Annotated in this window: 14 protein-coding genes; 8 read left to right on the forward strand and 6 right to left on the reverse strand. The window is 70.9% G+C overall.

Annotated elements, in window-relative coordinates; genetic code table 11:
* Positions 1-22: 22 nt before the first annotated feature.
* Positions 23-994 carry an AEC family transporter gene (locus AA0Z99_RS09150; protein ID WP_413316786.1) on the reverse strand — a complete coding sequence of 324 codons (972 nt, stop codon included), beginning with the start codon at positions 992-994 and terminating at the stop codon, positions 23-25.
* 195 nt (positions 995-1,189) lie between these two features.
* Between AA0Z99_RS09150 and AA0Z99_RS09155 the strand changes: the two genes are divergently transcribed.
* From AA0Z99_RS09155 to AA0Z99_RS09190, 8 genes are all read left to right on the forward strand, one after another.
* Positions 1,190-2,212 (forward strand): DctP family TRAP transporter solute-binding subunit, encoded by a 1,023-nt coding sequence (locus AA0Z99_RS09155; RefSeq protein ID WP_413316787.1) that lies wholly within the window; start codon positions 1,190-1,192, stop codon positions 2,210-2,212.
* A 19-nt stretch (positions 2,213-2,231) separates the two neighbouring features.
* Positions 2,232-2,732 (forward strand): TRAP transporter small permease, encoded by a 501-nt coding sequence (locus tag AA0Z99_RS09160; RefSeq protein ID WP_413316788.1) that lies wholly within the window; start codon positions 2,232-2,234, stop codon positions 2,730-2,732.
* 3 nt (positions 2,733-2,735) lie between these two features.
* Positions 2,736-4,208 (forward strand): TRAP transporter large permease, encoded by a 1,473-nt coding sequence (locus AA0Z99_RS09165; RefSeq protein ID WP_413316789.1) that lies wholly within the window; start codon positions 2,736-2,738, stop codon positions 4,206-4,208.
* 26 nt (positions 4,209-4,234) lie between these two features.
* On the forward strand, positions 4,235-5,002 hold the full coding sequence (locus AA0Z99_RS09170) for an SDR family NAD(P)-dependent oxidoreductase (protein WP_413316790.1): 768 nt from the start codon (positions 4,235-4,237) through the stop codon (positions 5,000-5,002).
* A gap of 78 nt (positions 5,003-5,080) precedes the next feature.
* Positions 5,081-5,968, forward strand: a complete 888-nt coding sequence (locus AA0Z99_RS09175) for a PCC domain-containing protein (protein ID WP_413316791.1) — start codon at positions 5,081-5,083, stop codon at positions 5,966-5,968.
* A gap of 37 nt (positions 5,969-6,005) precedes the next feature.
* On the forward strand, positions 6,006-6,233 hold the full coding sequence (locus tag AA0Z99_RS09180) for a biotin/lipoyl-containing protein (protein ID WP_413316792.1): 228 nt from the start codon (positions 6,006-6,008) through the stop codon (positions 6,231-6,233).
* Between the two features lie 4 nt (positions 6,234-6,237).
* The gene (locus AA0Z99_RS09185) at positions 6,238-7,227 is read left to right on the forward strand and encodes a thiamine pyrophosphate-dependent dehydrogenase E1 component subunit alpha (protein WP_413316793.1); all 990 of its coding nucleotides are present in this window, start codon (positions 6,238-6,240) and stop codon (positions 7,225-7,227) included.
* A complete protein-coding gene (locus tag AA0Z99_RS09190; protein WP_413316794.1) occupies positions 7,224-8,228 on the forward strand; it encodes an alpha-ketoacid dehydrogenase subunit beta in 1,005 nt (334 codons plus the stop codon). Before AA0Z99_RS09185 ends, AA0Z99_RS09190 begins: the two co-directional genes overlap by 4 nt.
* Before the next feature lie 28 nt (positions 8,229-8,256).
* Here the strand turns inward: AA0Z99_RS09190 and AA0Z99_RS09195 are convergent, their stop codons facing one another.
* From AA0Z99_RS09195 to AA0Z99_RS09215, 5 genes are all read right to left on the reverse strand, one after another.
* The gene (locus AA0Z99_RS09195; protein ID WP_413316795.1) at positions 8,257-8,988 is read right to left on the reverse strand and encodes a FadR/GntR family transcriptional regulator; all 732 of its coding nucleotides are present in this window, start codon (positions 8,986-8,988) and stop codon (positions 8,257-8,259) included.
* A 73-nt stretch (positions 8,989-9,061) separates the two neighbouring features.
* Entirely contained in the window at positions 9,062-10,870 is a 1,809-nt protein-coding gene (locus AA0Z99_RS09200; protein ID WP_413316796.1) for an ABC transporter ATP-binding protein, read from the reverse strand.
* Positions 10,867-12,792 (reverse strand): ABC transporter ATP-binding protein, encoded by a 1,926-nt coding sequence (locus AA0Z99_RS09205; RefSeq protein ID WP_413316797.1) that lies wholly within the window; start codon positions 12,790-12,792, stop codon positions 10,867-10,869. The genes AA0Z99_RS09200 and AA0Z99_RS09205 overlap by 4 nt, the downstream gene beginning before the upstream one ends.
* Positions 12,793-13,219: 427 nt before the next feature.
* Positions 13,220-13,771, reverse strand: a complete 552-nt coding sequence (locus tag AA0Z99_RS09210; protein WP_413316798.1) for an adenylate kinase — start codon at positions 13,769-13,771, stop codon at positions 13,220-13,222.
* 162 nt (positions 13,772-13,933) lie between these two features.
* Complete coding sequence (locus AA0Z99_RS09215) at positions 13,934-15,721, reverse strand: bifunctional phosphoribosylaminoimidazolecarboxamide formyltransferase/inosine monophosphate cyclohydrolase (protein WP_413316799.1); 1,788 nt, start codon at positions 15,719-15,721, stop codon at positions 13,934-13,936.
* Positions 15,722-15,728 lie beyond the last annotated feature (7 nt).

Here is a 15,728-nt window from a genome sequence, read left to right on the forward strand (position 1 = left end):
CTCTGGTATTACCAGGCGGAAGTCAAGCCAGGAGCGCGATGGCGACCGCTGCGATCGCCGGCACAGACAGCATCGAGACCGCGTTCGTCGCGAGGGTGACCGTCGCGACCGCCTGCCGGTCGACGAGCGTGCCGACCAGCGCGAACGCGCTCGCCGAGGTCGGCATCGCGGCGAGCACCACGAGCCCCACGACCCAGGCGCCGTCGAGGTCCGGGGCGACCAGCACGGCCAGCAGCGCGGTGACGACCGGCAGCAGCACGATCTTGCCCGCCGCGGCGACGACGACCGGCCCGATCGCCGCGATCCCCTGGCGCAGCGCACCGAGCGCGCCGCGCAGCGTCAGCCCGATGGCGAACAGCGCCGCCGGGGCGGCGGCAGCGGCGAACATGCTCGTCACCTCGGTCACGACACCGGGCAGCGGGATGTGCAGCAGGTTGACCGCGGCGCCGGCGGCGACGCTCCACAGCAGCGGGCTTCGCAGGGTGGCCCGCCGCACCGCAGCACCGACGCGCTCCGCCCCCTCCTCCCCGGCGCGGGATCGGGCGAGGAGGACCGAGGCGAGCACCGGGTACGCGACGAGGAATACCAGGTTGTGCACGAGCTGCCCCACCACGCCGATGAGCCCGGCGGTCGGTCCGAGCACGCCCAGCACCACCGGTATGCCGAGGTAGGCGACGTTGCCGAAGCTGCCCGCCATGGCCAGGTGCATGGGCGAGCCCGGCCGGCGTCGCATGCCCAGTCGCAGCGCGAGGCCGAGCAGGCCCATGACGATGACGAGCGAGAGGACGATGATCACGACGAACTGCCACGGGACGCCCGAGGCGAGCTCGGACTCGGCCGTCAGGGTGAACAGCAGCGCCGGGAGCGCGACGAAGAAGACGAACGCCGTGATGCCCGGCTCGGCGGCCCGGAACGGGCGCGCCCAGCTCGCCGCGAAGCCCAGCGCCATGCCGAAGAACAGGGGCAGCGTCTGCCCCACGACCTCGAAGAACATCGTCCCCACTCACGTCTCGCTCGACCACCGAGCCCCCATCATGCATGCCGGCGCGACGCGCCCTGCACGCCGCGCTGGACTTGACACGATCCTGGTACTACCAGATGATGGCTCCGTCAGGCGTGATCTGATCCGAGCTCCCACAGGGGCGGATCCCACCATCACGGACCTGTTGCTCACTTCAAGGAGGAAGTCATGAAGCATCGATCCACACTGCTCGCACTCGGGGCAGTCTCGCTCCTGGCACTCACCGCCTGCTCGGGCGGCACCGGCGGCTCCGGCGACGACGCCGCCGCCGGCGGCGAGACCTACGAGTGGGACATGACCATCACGGTCAGCGACACGTCCAGCTGGTACATGGGCGCCGAGGTGTTCGCCGAGCAGCTCGACGAGCTCTCCGACGGCCGCATGCAGCTGAGCATCTACGCGAACGAGCAGCTCTCCGGCGGCGACCCCGCCGCCGGCGTCGAGCAGCTCATGAACGGCGACAAGACCTTCTCGTACAACTCCACGATCATCTACTCCGGGATCGACCCGCGCTTCGGCGCGATCAACGCCCCCTTCCTCTACGACTCCTACGAGCAGGCAGACGCCGCGATCGAGTCCGGCGGGCTCGAGGCCTACACCGAGCTCTCACGGGAGCACGGCGTCGAGCTGCTCGGCTTCGGCGAGTCCGGGTTCCGCCAGGTGACCACGAGCTCCACGCCCATCAGCGGCCCGGAGGACCTCGCAGGGCTCAAGATCCGCGTGCCCGGCTCGTCGCTCTTCCTCGACATCTTCACGGAGCTCGGCGCCGACCCGATCACCATGAACTTCGCGGAGGTCTTCACCTCGCTCCAGAGCGGCACGATCGACGGCCAGGAGAACCCGTACGACGTCATCTACTCCAACGGCCTCACCGAGGTCCAGGACTACATGTCGGTCTGGAACTACGTCTACGACCCGCTCATGCTCGGCATGAACCAGGCCACCTTCGACGGCCTCTCCCCCGAGGACCAGGAGATCGTGCGCCAGGCCGCCGCAGCGGCCAACGAGGCGCAGATCACCGAGAACCGCGCGCGCGGCGAGGAGCAGCTCGCCGAGATGCGCGAGGAGATGACCGTCTCCGAGCTCACCCCCGAGCAGACGACCGACTTCCGCGAGACGATGGAGCCGATCTACGCCCAGTACGAGTCGATCTGGACGACCGAGCTGCTCGACGCCGTCAGCCCCGAGTAGTCGAGACGGACCGCCGCTCGTGTTCGACAAGCTCCTGACCCGCGCCGAGAACGTGCTCGTGGCGACGACGTTCGCCATCATGACGATCGTCGCGTTCATCAACGTCGTCAGCCGCTACGCGCTCCACGGGTCCTTCTCCTGGACCGCGGAGATCGTCACGGCCCTCGCCGTGTTCATGATCATGATCGGCACGAGCGCCGCCGTCCGCCTCGACATCCACCCCGGCTTCACCCTCGTGCGGGACACCGCGCGAGGGTGGCTCCGGGCGGTGGTCGTGGTCGCCATCGGCGCCCTCACGCTCGCGTTCTTCCTGCTGCTGGCATGGCTCGGCCTCGACCAGGTCACCACGCAGATGGGGCAGGGGCGCGTGACCCCCAGCCTCGCGCTCCCCCAGTGGACGCTCTCCCTGGCGATCCCCATCGGGGCGACGCTCGGCGCGATCCGCGTCATCCAGAACACCATCGCGACCGTCCGGAACCCGGCTCCCGCCGTCGTCGACGCGCAGCCCAAGGAGGCCTGAACCATGGTCGAGCTCGTGCTCCTCGGGAGCTTCGCCGTCTTCCTCTTCCTCGGGGTCCCCATCGCCTTCTCGATGGGCCTGTCCGCCATGCTGACGATCGTCACCGAGCAGAGCATCACCGCGCTGTTCCCCACGACCGGCATCATGTTCGCCTCCATGGCGTCCGAGACGCTGCTGGCGATCCCCTTCTTCATCCTCGCCGGCGTCATCATGGAGATGACCGGCATATCGACGCGGCTCGTCGCCTTCGCGGATGCGCTGTTCGGGCACCGCAAGAGCGGCATCGCGCTCACCACGATCATCGCCGCGATGGTGTTCGCCTCGATCTCCGGCTCCGGCCCGGCCACCGTCGCGGCGCTCGGCGGCATCCTGATCCCCGCGCTCGTGCGGCACGGCTACTCCAAGCGCCACGCGGCGTCGCTGATGGCCAGTGCGGGAGAGATGGGCATCATCATCCCGCCCAGCATCGCCTTCATCGTGTTCGCCGTGGTCGCCAGCGACTACGAGCGGGTCTCCATCACGCGGCTCTTCGCGGCCGGCGTCGTGCCGGGGATCCTGCTCGCGGTGGCGTTCTACCTCGTCGCCCGGTTCCTCCCCCGCCACACCGAGGCCGTCGCGGACCACGCGAAGCACCACCTGACCAAGGCCGCGGACCGCCTCGGCGTGGGTCCCACGGCGAAGCAGCGAGCGATGTCGATCGACTCGCGCGCCGGAGACGTGCCGGCCGGCGGGCACGAGCCGTCGGTCGATCTGCTCGACCACCCCGACGAGTCCGACGTCCGCGTCGGCATCCGCACGCAGCGCGCATCCCGCGGCGAGATCTGGCGCGCGTTCGTCAAGGCCCTCCCGGGCCTCATCATGCCGGTCATCATCCTCGGCGGCATCTACGGCGGCATCTTCACCCCCACGGAGTCGGCAGCGGTCGCCGTCGTCTACGCGCTGGTGGTGGGCTTCTTCCTCTCGCGCGAGATCAAGTTCGGCGACTTCTTCCGGATCTTCTCGGCAGCCGGAGCGCAGTCGGCGCGCATCATGTTCATCATCGCGACGGCGTCGCTCTTCGCCTACGTGATCACGAAGTACCGCATCGCCTCCACGATCACCGACGGCATCCTCTCCGTCACCGACAACGCGATCGTGATCATGCTGCTGGTGAACGTCGTGCTGCTGATCGCCGGGATGTTCCTCGACGCGGTGAGCGCGTTCTACCTGTTCGTGCCGCTGTTCGTGCCGCTGCTGCTCGAGGTCGGCTACGACATCACCACGATCGGCGTGTTCATGACGATCAACCTCGCGCTGGGTCTCGTCACACCGCCCGTCGGGCTCGACCTCTTCGTCGCCGCCGGCATCGCCAAGATCAGCTTCGGCGAGGCCGTCAAGGGCATCTGGCCCTTCCTCGGCACCGGCGTCGCCGTCCTGCTGCTGGTCGCCTTCGTGCCATGGATCAGCAACTTCCTGCCCGACCTCATGGGCCTGTAGCCCGTGCACGACCAGAGGAGCCTCCCGTGACACTCCCCATGCAGGGCCAGGTGAGCATCGTGACCGGCGCCGCCCGCGGCATCGGCTACGCCGTCGCCCTCGAGCTCGCCCGACAGGGATCCCACGTGGTCATCGTCGACATCATCGACGGTGCCGACTCGGCCGCCGAGATCGAGCGCGACGCGGGCGGCGGCGTCCGGGCGCTGGCGAAGGTCGCCGACGTCCGCTCCCCCGAGCAGGTGCAGGCGGTCGTCGACGAGACCGTCGAGGAGCTCGGTCGGCTCGACGTGCTGGTGAACAACGCCGGCACGGTCGGGCGCATCGACCTCGAGTCCATGGACGACGAGACGTGGGAGCGCGACCTCGCCACGAACCTCCGCGGGACCTACCTCTTCACCAAGGCGGCGATCTACCCGCACATGCGCGACGCCGGCTACGGCCGCGTCGTCAACGTGAGCTCGATCTCCGGGATCATGGGCGGTCCCTTCGCCACGGGCGATGGCGCCGGTCGCAGCGGACCGGCCTACGCGGCCTCGAAGGGCGGCGTCATCGCCTTCACGAAGTGGGTGGCGAAGGAGGTGGGCGAGCTGGGCATCACGGTCAACACCGTCGCACCCGGCCCGATCGCGACGCCGATGACGGACGACATGACGTACTCGTTCGCCGCGCAGGCCATCAAGCGGATGGGCACCCCCGAGGACATCGCCGGCGCCGTCGGCTACCTCGCCTCTCCTCGCACCGGGTTCGTGACCGGCGAGACCCTCAAGGTCTGCGGAGGCTCCGCCATCGGCTGATCAGCGCACGCTCCGCCTCCATCAGTCGACGCGCCACCCCTGCCGACGCTGATCCAGCCACAAGCTGAAAGGACCACCATGCCGCTCCCCAGCATCGTGCCCACCATCCACCACTTCGGCCCCAAGCACCCCGAGCGCCGCATCGCGGTCGCGGCGGGCGCCGAGGGCCACCTGGTCCGATTCGAGCAGCGCATGCCGCTCGCCCAGGCCCTGCAGGAGGCGCTGCGAGCGCGCGGCGCCTCCAGCGGCTTCGCCGAGCTGTTCGGGATCCGGCTCGCATCGGTCCGGTACGTGCACCCCTCCATCGGCGACACGGTCCGTCGCGCCGTCAGCTTCAGCACCGCGAAGCGACAGGATGCCGTCGAGCTCGTGCAGGCGTCGGCAGTGATCGGCTCCCGCTTCGGCGAGGACTTCACGCACTGCCACGCGATGTGGCGAGACGGCGACGGGATGCTGCACGGCGGTCACCTGCTCGCCGACACGCTCATGGAGCCCGGCAGCGGCTTCGCGATCGTGCATCCCCTCTTCGGCGCCGAGCTCGTCAGCGATGACGACCCCGAGACCCTCATGCCCACCTTCACCCCGCACGCATCCGACCCCGCGCGGTCGGGAACGGAGGCGCTCGTGCCCACCATCATCGCCCGCGTCCTGCCGAACGAGGACCTCACCGAGGCCGCCATCGCGCTCACGCGCGAGGCGGGCTTCGCCAGGGCCGTCGTCAGGGCCGGTACCGGCTCCCTCATCGGCGCGGACTTCGCCCCCGTCGGCGGGGGCAGGCGGCGCATCGTCGACGGACCGGCGACCGAGGTCATCTCCGTCAACGGCGTCGTCGACGCCGCAGCGGAGACCGCCTCGCTCACCGCGACGCTCGTCGACCGACAGGGCCAGCTGCACGCCGGAGTGCTGACCGCCGCGGCGAACCCCGCCGCCGTCACCTTCGAGCTCGTCCTGCAAGAGATCCGCTGACGCGGCACCACCGACCACCAAGAGAGAAGGAAGCACCATGGACATCGCACTCAACGCAGAGTTCCTCGGCGACGAGGAAGAGGCAGACCTCGTGGAATGGCTCGTCGAGGACGGCAGCGCCGTCGAGCAGGGAGCCCCCATCGCGCAGTTCGAGACGTCGAAGCTCGTCAGCGAGTTCGTCGCCCCCACCGCCGGCACGCTGACCAGGAAGGCGGGCGAGGGCGATGTCGTCAACCTCGACGACGTCTTCGCGACGATCGCGTAGCCCCGTGACGACATTCGACCTCACCGAGCACGGAGTACCGGCGCTCGAGCTCATGGCCCGGATCCGGGAGTTCGAGCGGCGCATGCCGCTCCTGTCCGAAGAGGGGCTGATCCGCGGCTCCACCCATCCCTCCGTCGGGATGGAGGCGGTCGCCGTCGGCGTCTCGATGACGCTCGAGGCGAAGGACGCGATCGCCAGCAACCACCGCGGTCACGCGCACACCCTCGCCAAGGGAGCGGACTTCGGCCGCACCATGGCAGAGATCCTGGGGCGCGCCGACGGCTACTGCGGCGGCAAGGGCGGCTCGATGCACATCGGCGTCAAGGAGCTCGGCGTGCTCGGGACCAACGGCATCGTCGGCGCCGGCATCGGGCTCGCGACGGGCTCGGCGCTCGCGGCGAAGACGCTCGGCGACGGTTCCGTCGCGGTCGCGTACTTCGGCGACGGGGCAGCGAACCAAGGGGTTCTCGCCGAAGCGTTCAACCTGGCCGCGATCTGGCACCTCCCGGTGGTCTTCGTGTGCGAGAACAACCACTACGCGCAGTCGGCCTCCTTCGAGCAGATGACGGCGCAGACCGACCTCACCCAGCGCGGCATCGCCTACGGCGTGCCGAGCGTGGCGGTGAACGGCATGGACGTCGCCGAGGTCTACGAGGCATCCGCGGCAGCCGTGGCCCGCGCCCGAGCAGGCGAGGGACCGACGTTCATCGTCGCCGACACCTACCGCTACCTCGGGCACATGGCGGGCGACACCGAGATCTACCGCTCCGCCGAGGAGGTGCAGCAGTGGCGCGACCGCGACCCGATCGCGAAGATCGCCGCTCGCCTGATCGACGCGGGCGTGCTCACGCAGGAGCGGTTCGAGCAGCTCGAGCTCGACATCGTGGCGGATGTCGATGCCGCCGAGCAGTTCGCCCGCAGCTCGCCCTACCCCGAGGTCGCGAGCGCCTTCGTCGACGTGTACGCAGCCCAGACCCAGGAGGCCATCCGATGACTGCCACTGCCACCGGCACCGCCGCGAAGAGCATGACCACGTGGCGCGCGGTGAACACCGCGCTGCACGACATCATGGCGGACACCCCCGAGGCGTTCGTCATCGGCGAGGACATCACGACCTGGGGCACGGGCGGCGGCATCTACGGCGTCACGCGCAAGCTGGTCGACGCCTTCGGCCGCGACCGCGTGATCGACACCCCGATCAGCGAAGAGGTGCTCATCTCGGCTGTCGCCGCTGCGGCGGCACGAGGCGCACGCCCGATCCTGGAGATCATGTACTCGGACTTCAGCCTGCTGGGGTTCGACGGCATCATCAACCAGGCGGCGAAGTCGCGCTACATGTTCGGAGGCCAGTTCGACGTCCCGCTCGTCATCCGCTCGAACGGCGGCTCGGGGATCGGCAAGGCCGCGCAGCACTCCCAGTCGCTCGAGACCCTCTTCGCGCACATCCCCGGCCTCGAGGTCGTGCTGCCGGGAACGCCGGGAGACGCGTACGGCCTGCTCCGCACCGCGGTCCGCTCCGACAACCCGACCATCTTCCTGGAGCACAAGAACCAGTACTACGACAAGGGACCGGTCGACTTCGAGCCGATCCCCTTCGGCCAGGCCCGCGTCGCGCGCGAGGGCGACGACGTCACCATCGTGGCGACGCAGCTCATGGCCGCGCGCGCGCTCGAGGCGGCAGGGGAGCTCGAGGCGGAGGGCATCAGCGTCGAGATCATCGACCCCCGCACGCTCTACCCGTTCGACATGGAGTCGGTGCACCGCTCCGTGAAGAAGACCCGTCACCTCCTCGTCGCGCACGAGGCAGTGCGGGACTACGGCTGGGGCGGCGAGTTCGTCGCGCAAGCCGTCGAGGCCGCGTGGGACGACCTGGACGCCGCGCCCGCGCGGCTGGGCGCCGCGCGCACGCCCATCCCCTACTCCGCAGAGCTGGAGAGCGCGGTCGTGCCGCAGGCGACGGACATCGCCGCCGCGGTGCGCAAGCTGCGCTCCTAGCCCGGAGGGCGCGGGAGGGGGCGGGGACTCAGTGGTCCCCGCCCCCCTCTGCTGCCCGGAGCTCCTTGAGCCAGTCGAAGTGCGCGTCCATCGCGCGCACGGCCGCCTCGACGTCGCGCGCGAGGATCGCGTCGTAGATCGCCTGGTGCCGCTCCCGCAGCACCACCCGATCGTTGCTCAGCGAGACCTGCTGCAGCGTGCCGCGCAGGACGGCGTGGAGCATCCGCGAGAAGAACACGAGGCCCTGCGACCCCGACGCGGCGAAGATCGCGCGGTGGAAGGCGTTGTCCGCCTCGAAGAGCTCGTAGCCGTCGTCCGACTCGTGCATCCTGCGCACGGCGAGCCCCAGCTGCTCGAGCGCCTCGGCATCCGTCGTCGAGCACGCGTCGATCGCCGCCTGGCGCTCGAGCGCAGTGCGGACGGAGACCAGCGACTCGATCGTCATCTGCTCGGAGAGCATCGCGAGCACCAGCACATCGCTCACCGCCTCCGGCTTGATGCCGCTGAAGAAGGTGCCCTCGCGCTCGCGCCGCTCGAGCACGCCGAGCGAGACGAGCTGGCCGATGCGGTCGCGCAGCGCGGTGCGCGAGACGCCCAGCTGCTGCGCCAGCTCTCGCTCCGACGGCAGCCGGGTGCCGGGCTCGATGTCGCCGAACAGCTCGAGCAGCTCGCTGAACGCGTTGTCGTTGAGCAGCTGCGTCACGAAGTGGTGCTCGGACACCGCACCGCCCGGCGCGATCTTGGATCGGATCCCGGCCACAGGCCCCCCTCGTCGACGTCCCTCAGCCTAACCCGCGGCTCCGCCGCCCGCCGCCCGGCGAGCGGCGAGCGGCTCACACGAGCGAGTCGCGCCAGGCCCGATGCAGCGAGGCGAACTTGCCGCCCTGCGCGATCAGCGCATCGGGGCTGCCGTCCTCGATGATGCGGCCGTGCTCCATCACCAGCACCCGATCGGCGATCGCGACCGTCGAGAGGCGGTGCGCGATGATGATCGCCGTCCGGTCGGCCAGCAGCGTCGTCAGGCCCTCCTGCACAAGGCGCTCCGACGGGATGTCCAGCGACGCGGTCGCCTCGTCGAGGATCAGCACGCGCGGGTCCGCCAGGAAGGCGCGCGCGAACGACAGCAGCTGCCGCTGGCCGGCGCTGACCCGGCCGCCTCGCTTCGCCACGTCGGTGTCGTAGCCATCCGGCAGCGCCGTGATGAACTCGTGCGCGCCGACCGCGCGGGCCGCCTGCTCGATCTCCACGGCGCTGGCCCCCGGCCTGCCGAGCGCGATGTTGTCTGCGACGGTGCCGGAGAAGAGGTAGGCCTCCTGCGTCACCATCACGACCGCGCGGCGCAGGTCGTCGTTCGCCAGCTCGCGCAGGTCGACGCCGTCGAGCCGCACCGCTCCGGCGCTCGGGTCGTAGAAGCGGGAGATCAGCTTGGCGAGCGTCGACTTGCCTGCGCCGGTGGTGCCGACGAGCGCGATCGTCTGCCCCGAGGGGATGTGCAGCGCGAAGTCGGGCAGCACGACCTTGCCCGACTCGTAGGCGAAGCGCACGTCGTCGAAGTCGATCTGACCGCGAGAGGTCGGCAGCGCCTTGGGGCTGACGGGCTCGCGCACCGTGGGCTCCTCCTCGAGCACGCCCGAGATCTTCTCGAGCGCCGCCGAGGCCGCCTGGTAGCCGTTGAAGAACATCCCGATGCCCTGGATGGGCTGGAAGAAGCTGCGCGCGTAGAGCGCGATGCCGAGCAGCGCCCCGATCTCGAGCGAGCCGTCGACCACGCGCAGCCCGCCGACCAGCACGAGCGCCGAGAGCGTCACCGCGCCGATCGCCATGATGCCCGGCTCGTAGATGCCGAAGATGTTGATCGTGCGGAAGTTGGCGTCGCGGTAGTCGTCGACCCGCTGGTCGAACTCGCGCTGGTTCGCCGGCTCCTTGCGGAACGCCTTGACGGCGCGGATGCCCGTCATCGTCTCGACGAAGTGCACGATCATGCGCGCGCTCGTCGTGCGCGTCTCGCGGAACAGCTTCGTCGAGCGCACCTGGAACCAGCGCGTGAGGATGATCGCCGGCACGAGCGCTGCCATCACGATGAGCCCCGAGATCGGATCGAGGATCACCATCGCGATGGCGGTGAAGCCCATGAAGAGGATCCCGCGCACGAGCTCGTTGAGACCCTGGTCGAGCAGGTCGCGGATCGACTCCAGGTCGCTCGTCTGGCGCGCGATGATGCGGCCGGAGGTGTAGCTCTCGTGGAACTCGAGGCTCAGGCGCTGCGAGTGGTCGAACAGCCTGCGGCGCAGGTCGAACAGCACCGTCTGGCTGATGCGGGCGACGCTCACCGTGTAGAGGAACATCAGCACGCCGGAGAGGATCGCGGCGACGATGTAGACGATGGTGGCGCCCCACAGCGGCATCCAGTCGGCCTGCTCCACGATCGCCGGGAGGCCGTGGTCGATGCCGAAGGCGATGATCATCGGGCCCGCGATGCTGGCGGCCACCGAGACGACCACGAGCAGCATCGTCAGCACGACCCGGCCGACGTGCGGCCGCAGGAGTGAGCCCAGCAGGCGCCGCGAGCGGGCGCGGATCTGCCGCGACTCCTCCTTCGTGTAGTCGGAGCGGTCCTCGCCCTGCACACCCGTGACGGTCATCGGGACACCTCCTCGTGGCCGAGCGCGTCGTGTCCGCGCGCATCGCCGCCGTGCGGCTCGTGGCCGCGCAGCGCATCCGCGTCGATCACCTGCATCGTGCCGGTGACCGCCTCGATGCTCTGGCGATCGCGCTCGGTCTCCTCGAGGCTCGAGATGACGAAGCGGTAGTGGTCGTTGCGAGCGAGCAGCTCGGAGTGCGTGCCGACGTCGTCGATGCGCCCGTCGCGCATGAGGGCGACGCGGTCGGCCAGCTGCACGGTGCTCGGGCGGTGGGCGACGATGAGCGCCGTGGTCGTGCCGAGCACGCTGCGCAGCGCCTCCTCCACGAGCGCCTCGGTCTCCACGTCGAGCGCGGAGAGCGGGTCGTCGAGCACGAGCACCGCGGGGGCCGCGGCGACCGCGCGCGCGAGCGCGAGGCGCTGCCGCTGCCCGCCGGAGAGCGAGAGGCCCTCCTCGCCGATCTCGGTGTCGAGGCCCTTGGGCAGGTCGCGCGCGAAGCCCGCCTGCGCGATCGCGAGCGCGCGCTCCAGGGCCTCCTCCGTCGCATCCGGCGCCCCCAGCAGCACGTTGTCGCGCACCGAGGCCGAGAACAGCGTGGCGTCCTCGAACGCCATCGCCACGTGGGTGCGGAGCTCGGTGAGCGTGAGGTCGCGCACGTCGACGCCGTCGAGCAGCACGCGACCGCCGGTGACGTCGTAGAGCCGCGCGGGCAGCGCGGTGAGCGTGGTCTTGCCGGAGCCCGTGATGCCGATGAGCGCCATCGTCTCGCCGGGCTCGAGCTCGAGCGTCGCGCCGTCGACGAGGTCGCGCTCGTGCGCCTGCGCGTCCTGGTAGCGGAAGTGCACGTCCTCGAACACGAGGGAGCCGCGCGGGCGCGCGATGGTGGTGGGCTGCTCCGGGTCGACGATGGTGTTCTCGGAGTCGGTGATCTCGTGGAAGCGGCGCGAGGCGTTCGACGCGTCGATGAGGAACGCGAAGAGGAACCCGATCGACTCGATCGGCCAGTTCAGCACCATCGCGATCGCGAAGAACGCCGCGAGCGTGCCGACCGAGAGCTGGCCGTCTGCGGCGAGCCCGACGCCGACGAAGAGGCACACCGCATAGGAGATGTAGGGCACGATCGTGAGCCACATCCACAGGTAGCCGTCCATGCGGGCCTTGTCGATCTCGGTCTCGCGCAGCTTCGAGGCCTGCTTCGTGAAGCCCTCGAGCGCGTGGCGGCCGCGACCGAAGGCCTTCAGCACGCGGATGCCGTGGATCGACTGCTCGACGGTGGTCGCCAGGTCGCCCGCCTGGTCCTGGGCCGAGCGCGAGACCAGGTGGTAGCGCTGCTCGAACCGCAGCGCCACGACGGCGATCGGCGCGGAGAGCACGACGAAGATGCTGGCGAGCAGCGGGCTCCAGAAGAAGAGGATGACGATGCCGACCACGAGCGTGATCGAGTTGACCACCAGCAGCGGGGCGCCGAAGGCCGAGAAGCGCCGCAGCATGCCGAGGTCCTGCACGGCTCGGCTCAGCAGCTGGCCCGACTGCCAGCGGTCGTGGAAGGCGACGGGCAGCGCCTGCAGCTTGCGGTAGAGCGCGCTGCGCATCGTCGCCTCGACCTGGGTGGAGGGCAGCGTGACGAGGAACCGGCGCATGAAGACGAAGAAGGCTTCGCCGAGCGCGAGCGCGAGGATCAGCGCCGCGACGGGCCAGACGGCCGCCGCATCCGCGTTCGCGAGCGGCCCGTCGACCAGCGCCCGCATCACCATCGGGGTCGCGAGGCTCAGCAGCGCCGACAGGAGCGCCGCGAAGGTGCCGAGCAGGAAGCGAGGCAGCACCGGCCGGATGTAGGGCAGCAGCCTGCTGAGGGCGCGCAGGTGACCCGCGGGTCGCTGCTCGGGCGGGGTGGGCGTGTCCGGGTGGGACGTCGAAGACATGACGGGATCCTTCTGGCCGTCGGCGGCGTGCCGACGGTGGGAGCGAGACGACTGCGGCGTCGCCGAGGAGCTGGTGGTGTGAGTGGTGGTGCCGGGTGCTGCTCGATGATGCTCGGTGCTACCACCGACACGCGACGTGCGAGCGAGCTCGCGGGGCTGCGCTGCTAGCGGATCGCCCGGTGCGCGGAGCGCGCGAGGAGGCCGGCGGCAGCGATCGGTGTGGTCGTCGTCGTGCTCATGGCATCCTCCTCGGTCGGCCGCTCCCCTGCGGTGCGGACAGCCTTCGAGTCTAAGCAGTGGCGCGCCGCGGCGTCCACCCCTGATCGAAACTTCTCAATCACTTTTGCTTTGTCCCCCAGACGCGCTCCCCGGTCGCCGCCGCGGCGGCGCGCGCCGGCGCCGGGTTCGCGACCGTCGCCGCCTGCCGTCAGGTCGCAAGCTGCGACAGCAGCGCGTCCGCGTCGCGCGGCCTTGCCAGCACGAGCACGGGCGGCGCCGCCGGATCCGCGTGCCAGCGTCGGATCCGCTCGCGCTTCGAGCGCCAGGAGCGGATGTGCCACCACAGGATCGAGTCGCCGGCGAGCGTGCGGCGCAGCGTCTCGACGTTGCCGTTGCAGACCGCCTCACGGGTGCGGATGCGCCGGGCGCTGCGGCGCAGCAGCCGCACGAAGGAGGTCGGCCGCGGGTAGTCGAGCGCCACGATCACGTCGACGCGCTCGAGCGCGAGCCGGTTGTGGATGCCGTAGACGGAGTCGAGCACGTACGCATCGCGCTCCAGCACCGGCAGGATGCGGCGGTCGAGCTCGTCGCGCGGCGGCTGCACCCAGCCGGGATCCCAGCACAGGTCGTCGATGAGGACGAGGGGCAGCCCGAGGCGCTCGGCGAGCGCTGCGGCGAGCGTCGACTTGCCGGAGCCGGTGACGCCGAAGCACAGCACGCGGCTGCCGGCTCGCACGTCGTCGATGGTCCCTGCGCTCACCCGAGCGAGCGTAGCGACTCCCCCGCGACTGCCGCTGCGGCGCACAACGCACGCCCGCGCGCCCCGTGTCGCGGCGGGACGGGGGCTCGTCGCCGGAGCGCCGCGATCCTCGCCCGCCGAGCGTGCGCTGTGCCCGGCGGGGCGCCGCAGCGGCGGCGCGCGTCAGTGGGCGAAGTGGCGCTCGCCGGTGAAGTACATCGTGACGCCGGCGGCGTTCGCCGCGGCGATGACCTCCTCGTCGCGCACCGAGCCGCCCGGCTGCACGACCGCCTGCACACCCGCGTCGAGCAGCACCTGCAGGCCGTCGGCGAAGGGGAAGAACGCATCCGACGCCGCGACCGAGCCAGCAGCGCGGTCGCCGGCGCGCGTCACCGCGAGCGCGCACGAGTCGACCCGGTTGACCTGACCCATGCCGACGCCGACCGAGGCGCCGCCGGCGGCCAGCAGGATCGCGTTCGACTTCACCGACCGCACGGCCCGCCACGCGAACTCGAGGTCGGTGAGCACCGCATCCGACACGTGCGAGCCGGACACGCGACGCCAGGTGTGCGACGAGAAGCCGTCGAAGGTGTCGGGCTGCTGCACGAGCACGCCGCCGGAGACCTGGCGCAGCTCGCTGGCCTCGCGCGCGTAGCCCTCCGGCAGGCGCAGCAGGCGGATGCTCTTCTTGGCCGTCAGCAGCTCGAGCGCCTCGGGCTCGAAGTCGGGCGCGACGACGACCTCGGTGAAGATCTCCTGCACCGACTCCGCCATCGCGCGGGTGACGACGCGGTTCGCGGCGATCACGCCGCCGAAGGCCGACACCGGGTCGCAGGCGTGCGCGCGCTCGTGCGCGGAGGCGATCGCATCCGCGGCGCCGGGAGCGGCGATCGCGATGCCGCAGGGGTTCGCGTGCTTGATGATCGCCACCGCAGGCTCGGTGAAGTCGAAGGCCGCGCGCAGCGCCGCGTCGGCGTCGACGTAGTTGTTGAACGACATCGGCTTGCCGTGGAGCAGCTCGGCCTGCGTGATGCCCCGGCCGCCCGCCAGGCCGAAGATGCCGGCCTGCTGGTGGCTGTTCTCGCCGTAGCGCAGGCCCTGCACGAGGGTGGCGCCGCCGACGGCGCGCAGCAGACCGGTGGCGCTCGAGGTGTCGGGCAGGGCGGATGCGTCGGCGGGCGCGGGAGCCGCAGGTGCAGTGGTCTCGTGGCGCGTGCCGCCTGCTGCGGCGCGCTCCTCGACCGGCGTGGTCGGCGCGGCCAGCGCGGCGGCGCGCTCCTCCACCGGCGCCACAGCGGCGCCGCCCTCCGCCACCGCAGCAGGGCCGGCAGCCGGTGCTTCGTCGACGGGCTCGCCCGCGAACCAGCGCGCGACGGCGCGATCGTAGCCCGCGGTGTGCGCGAAGGCGTCGCGCGCCAGCGCCCGACGCTGCATGAGCGAGAGGCCCGTCGCCGCCGCCCGCTCGATCAGCGGGTAGACGCGCGGGTCGGTGACGATCGCCACGTTCGCGTGGTTCTTGGCCGCGGCGCGCACCATGGCGGGGCCGCCGATGTCGATCTGCTCGACCACATCCGCGTCGGCGGCGCCGGAGCGCACGGTCTCCACGAAGGGGTAGAGGTTCACGACCACGAGCTCGAACGGCGCGATGCCGAGGTCGGCGAGCTGCGCCTCGTGGTGCTCGAGTCGCAGATCGGCGAGCAGCCCGGCGTGGATCGCGGGGTGCAGCGTCTTCACCCGGCCGTCGAGCGCCTCCTGGAAGCCGGTGACCGAGGCGACCTCGGTGACCGCCAGGCCCGCGTCCGCGAGCATCCTCGCCGTCGAGCCGGTCGAGACCAGCTCGACGCCCGCGGCGGCGAGCGCCGTGCCGAGCTCGACGATCCCGGTCTTGTCGCTCACCGACAGCAGCGCGCGCCGGAACGGCACCTGCTCGCGCTCGCGGTAGAGGCTCGGGTCGTGCTGGGGTCCGCTCACAGTGCTG

Source organism: Agrococcus phoenicis, from assembly GCF_047302415.1.
GTDB lineage: Bacteria > Actinomycetota > Actinomycetes > Actinomycetales > Microbacteriaceae > Agrococcus.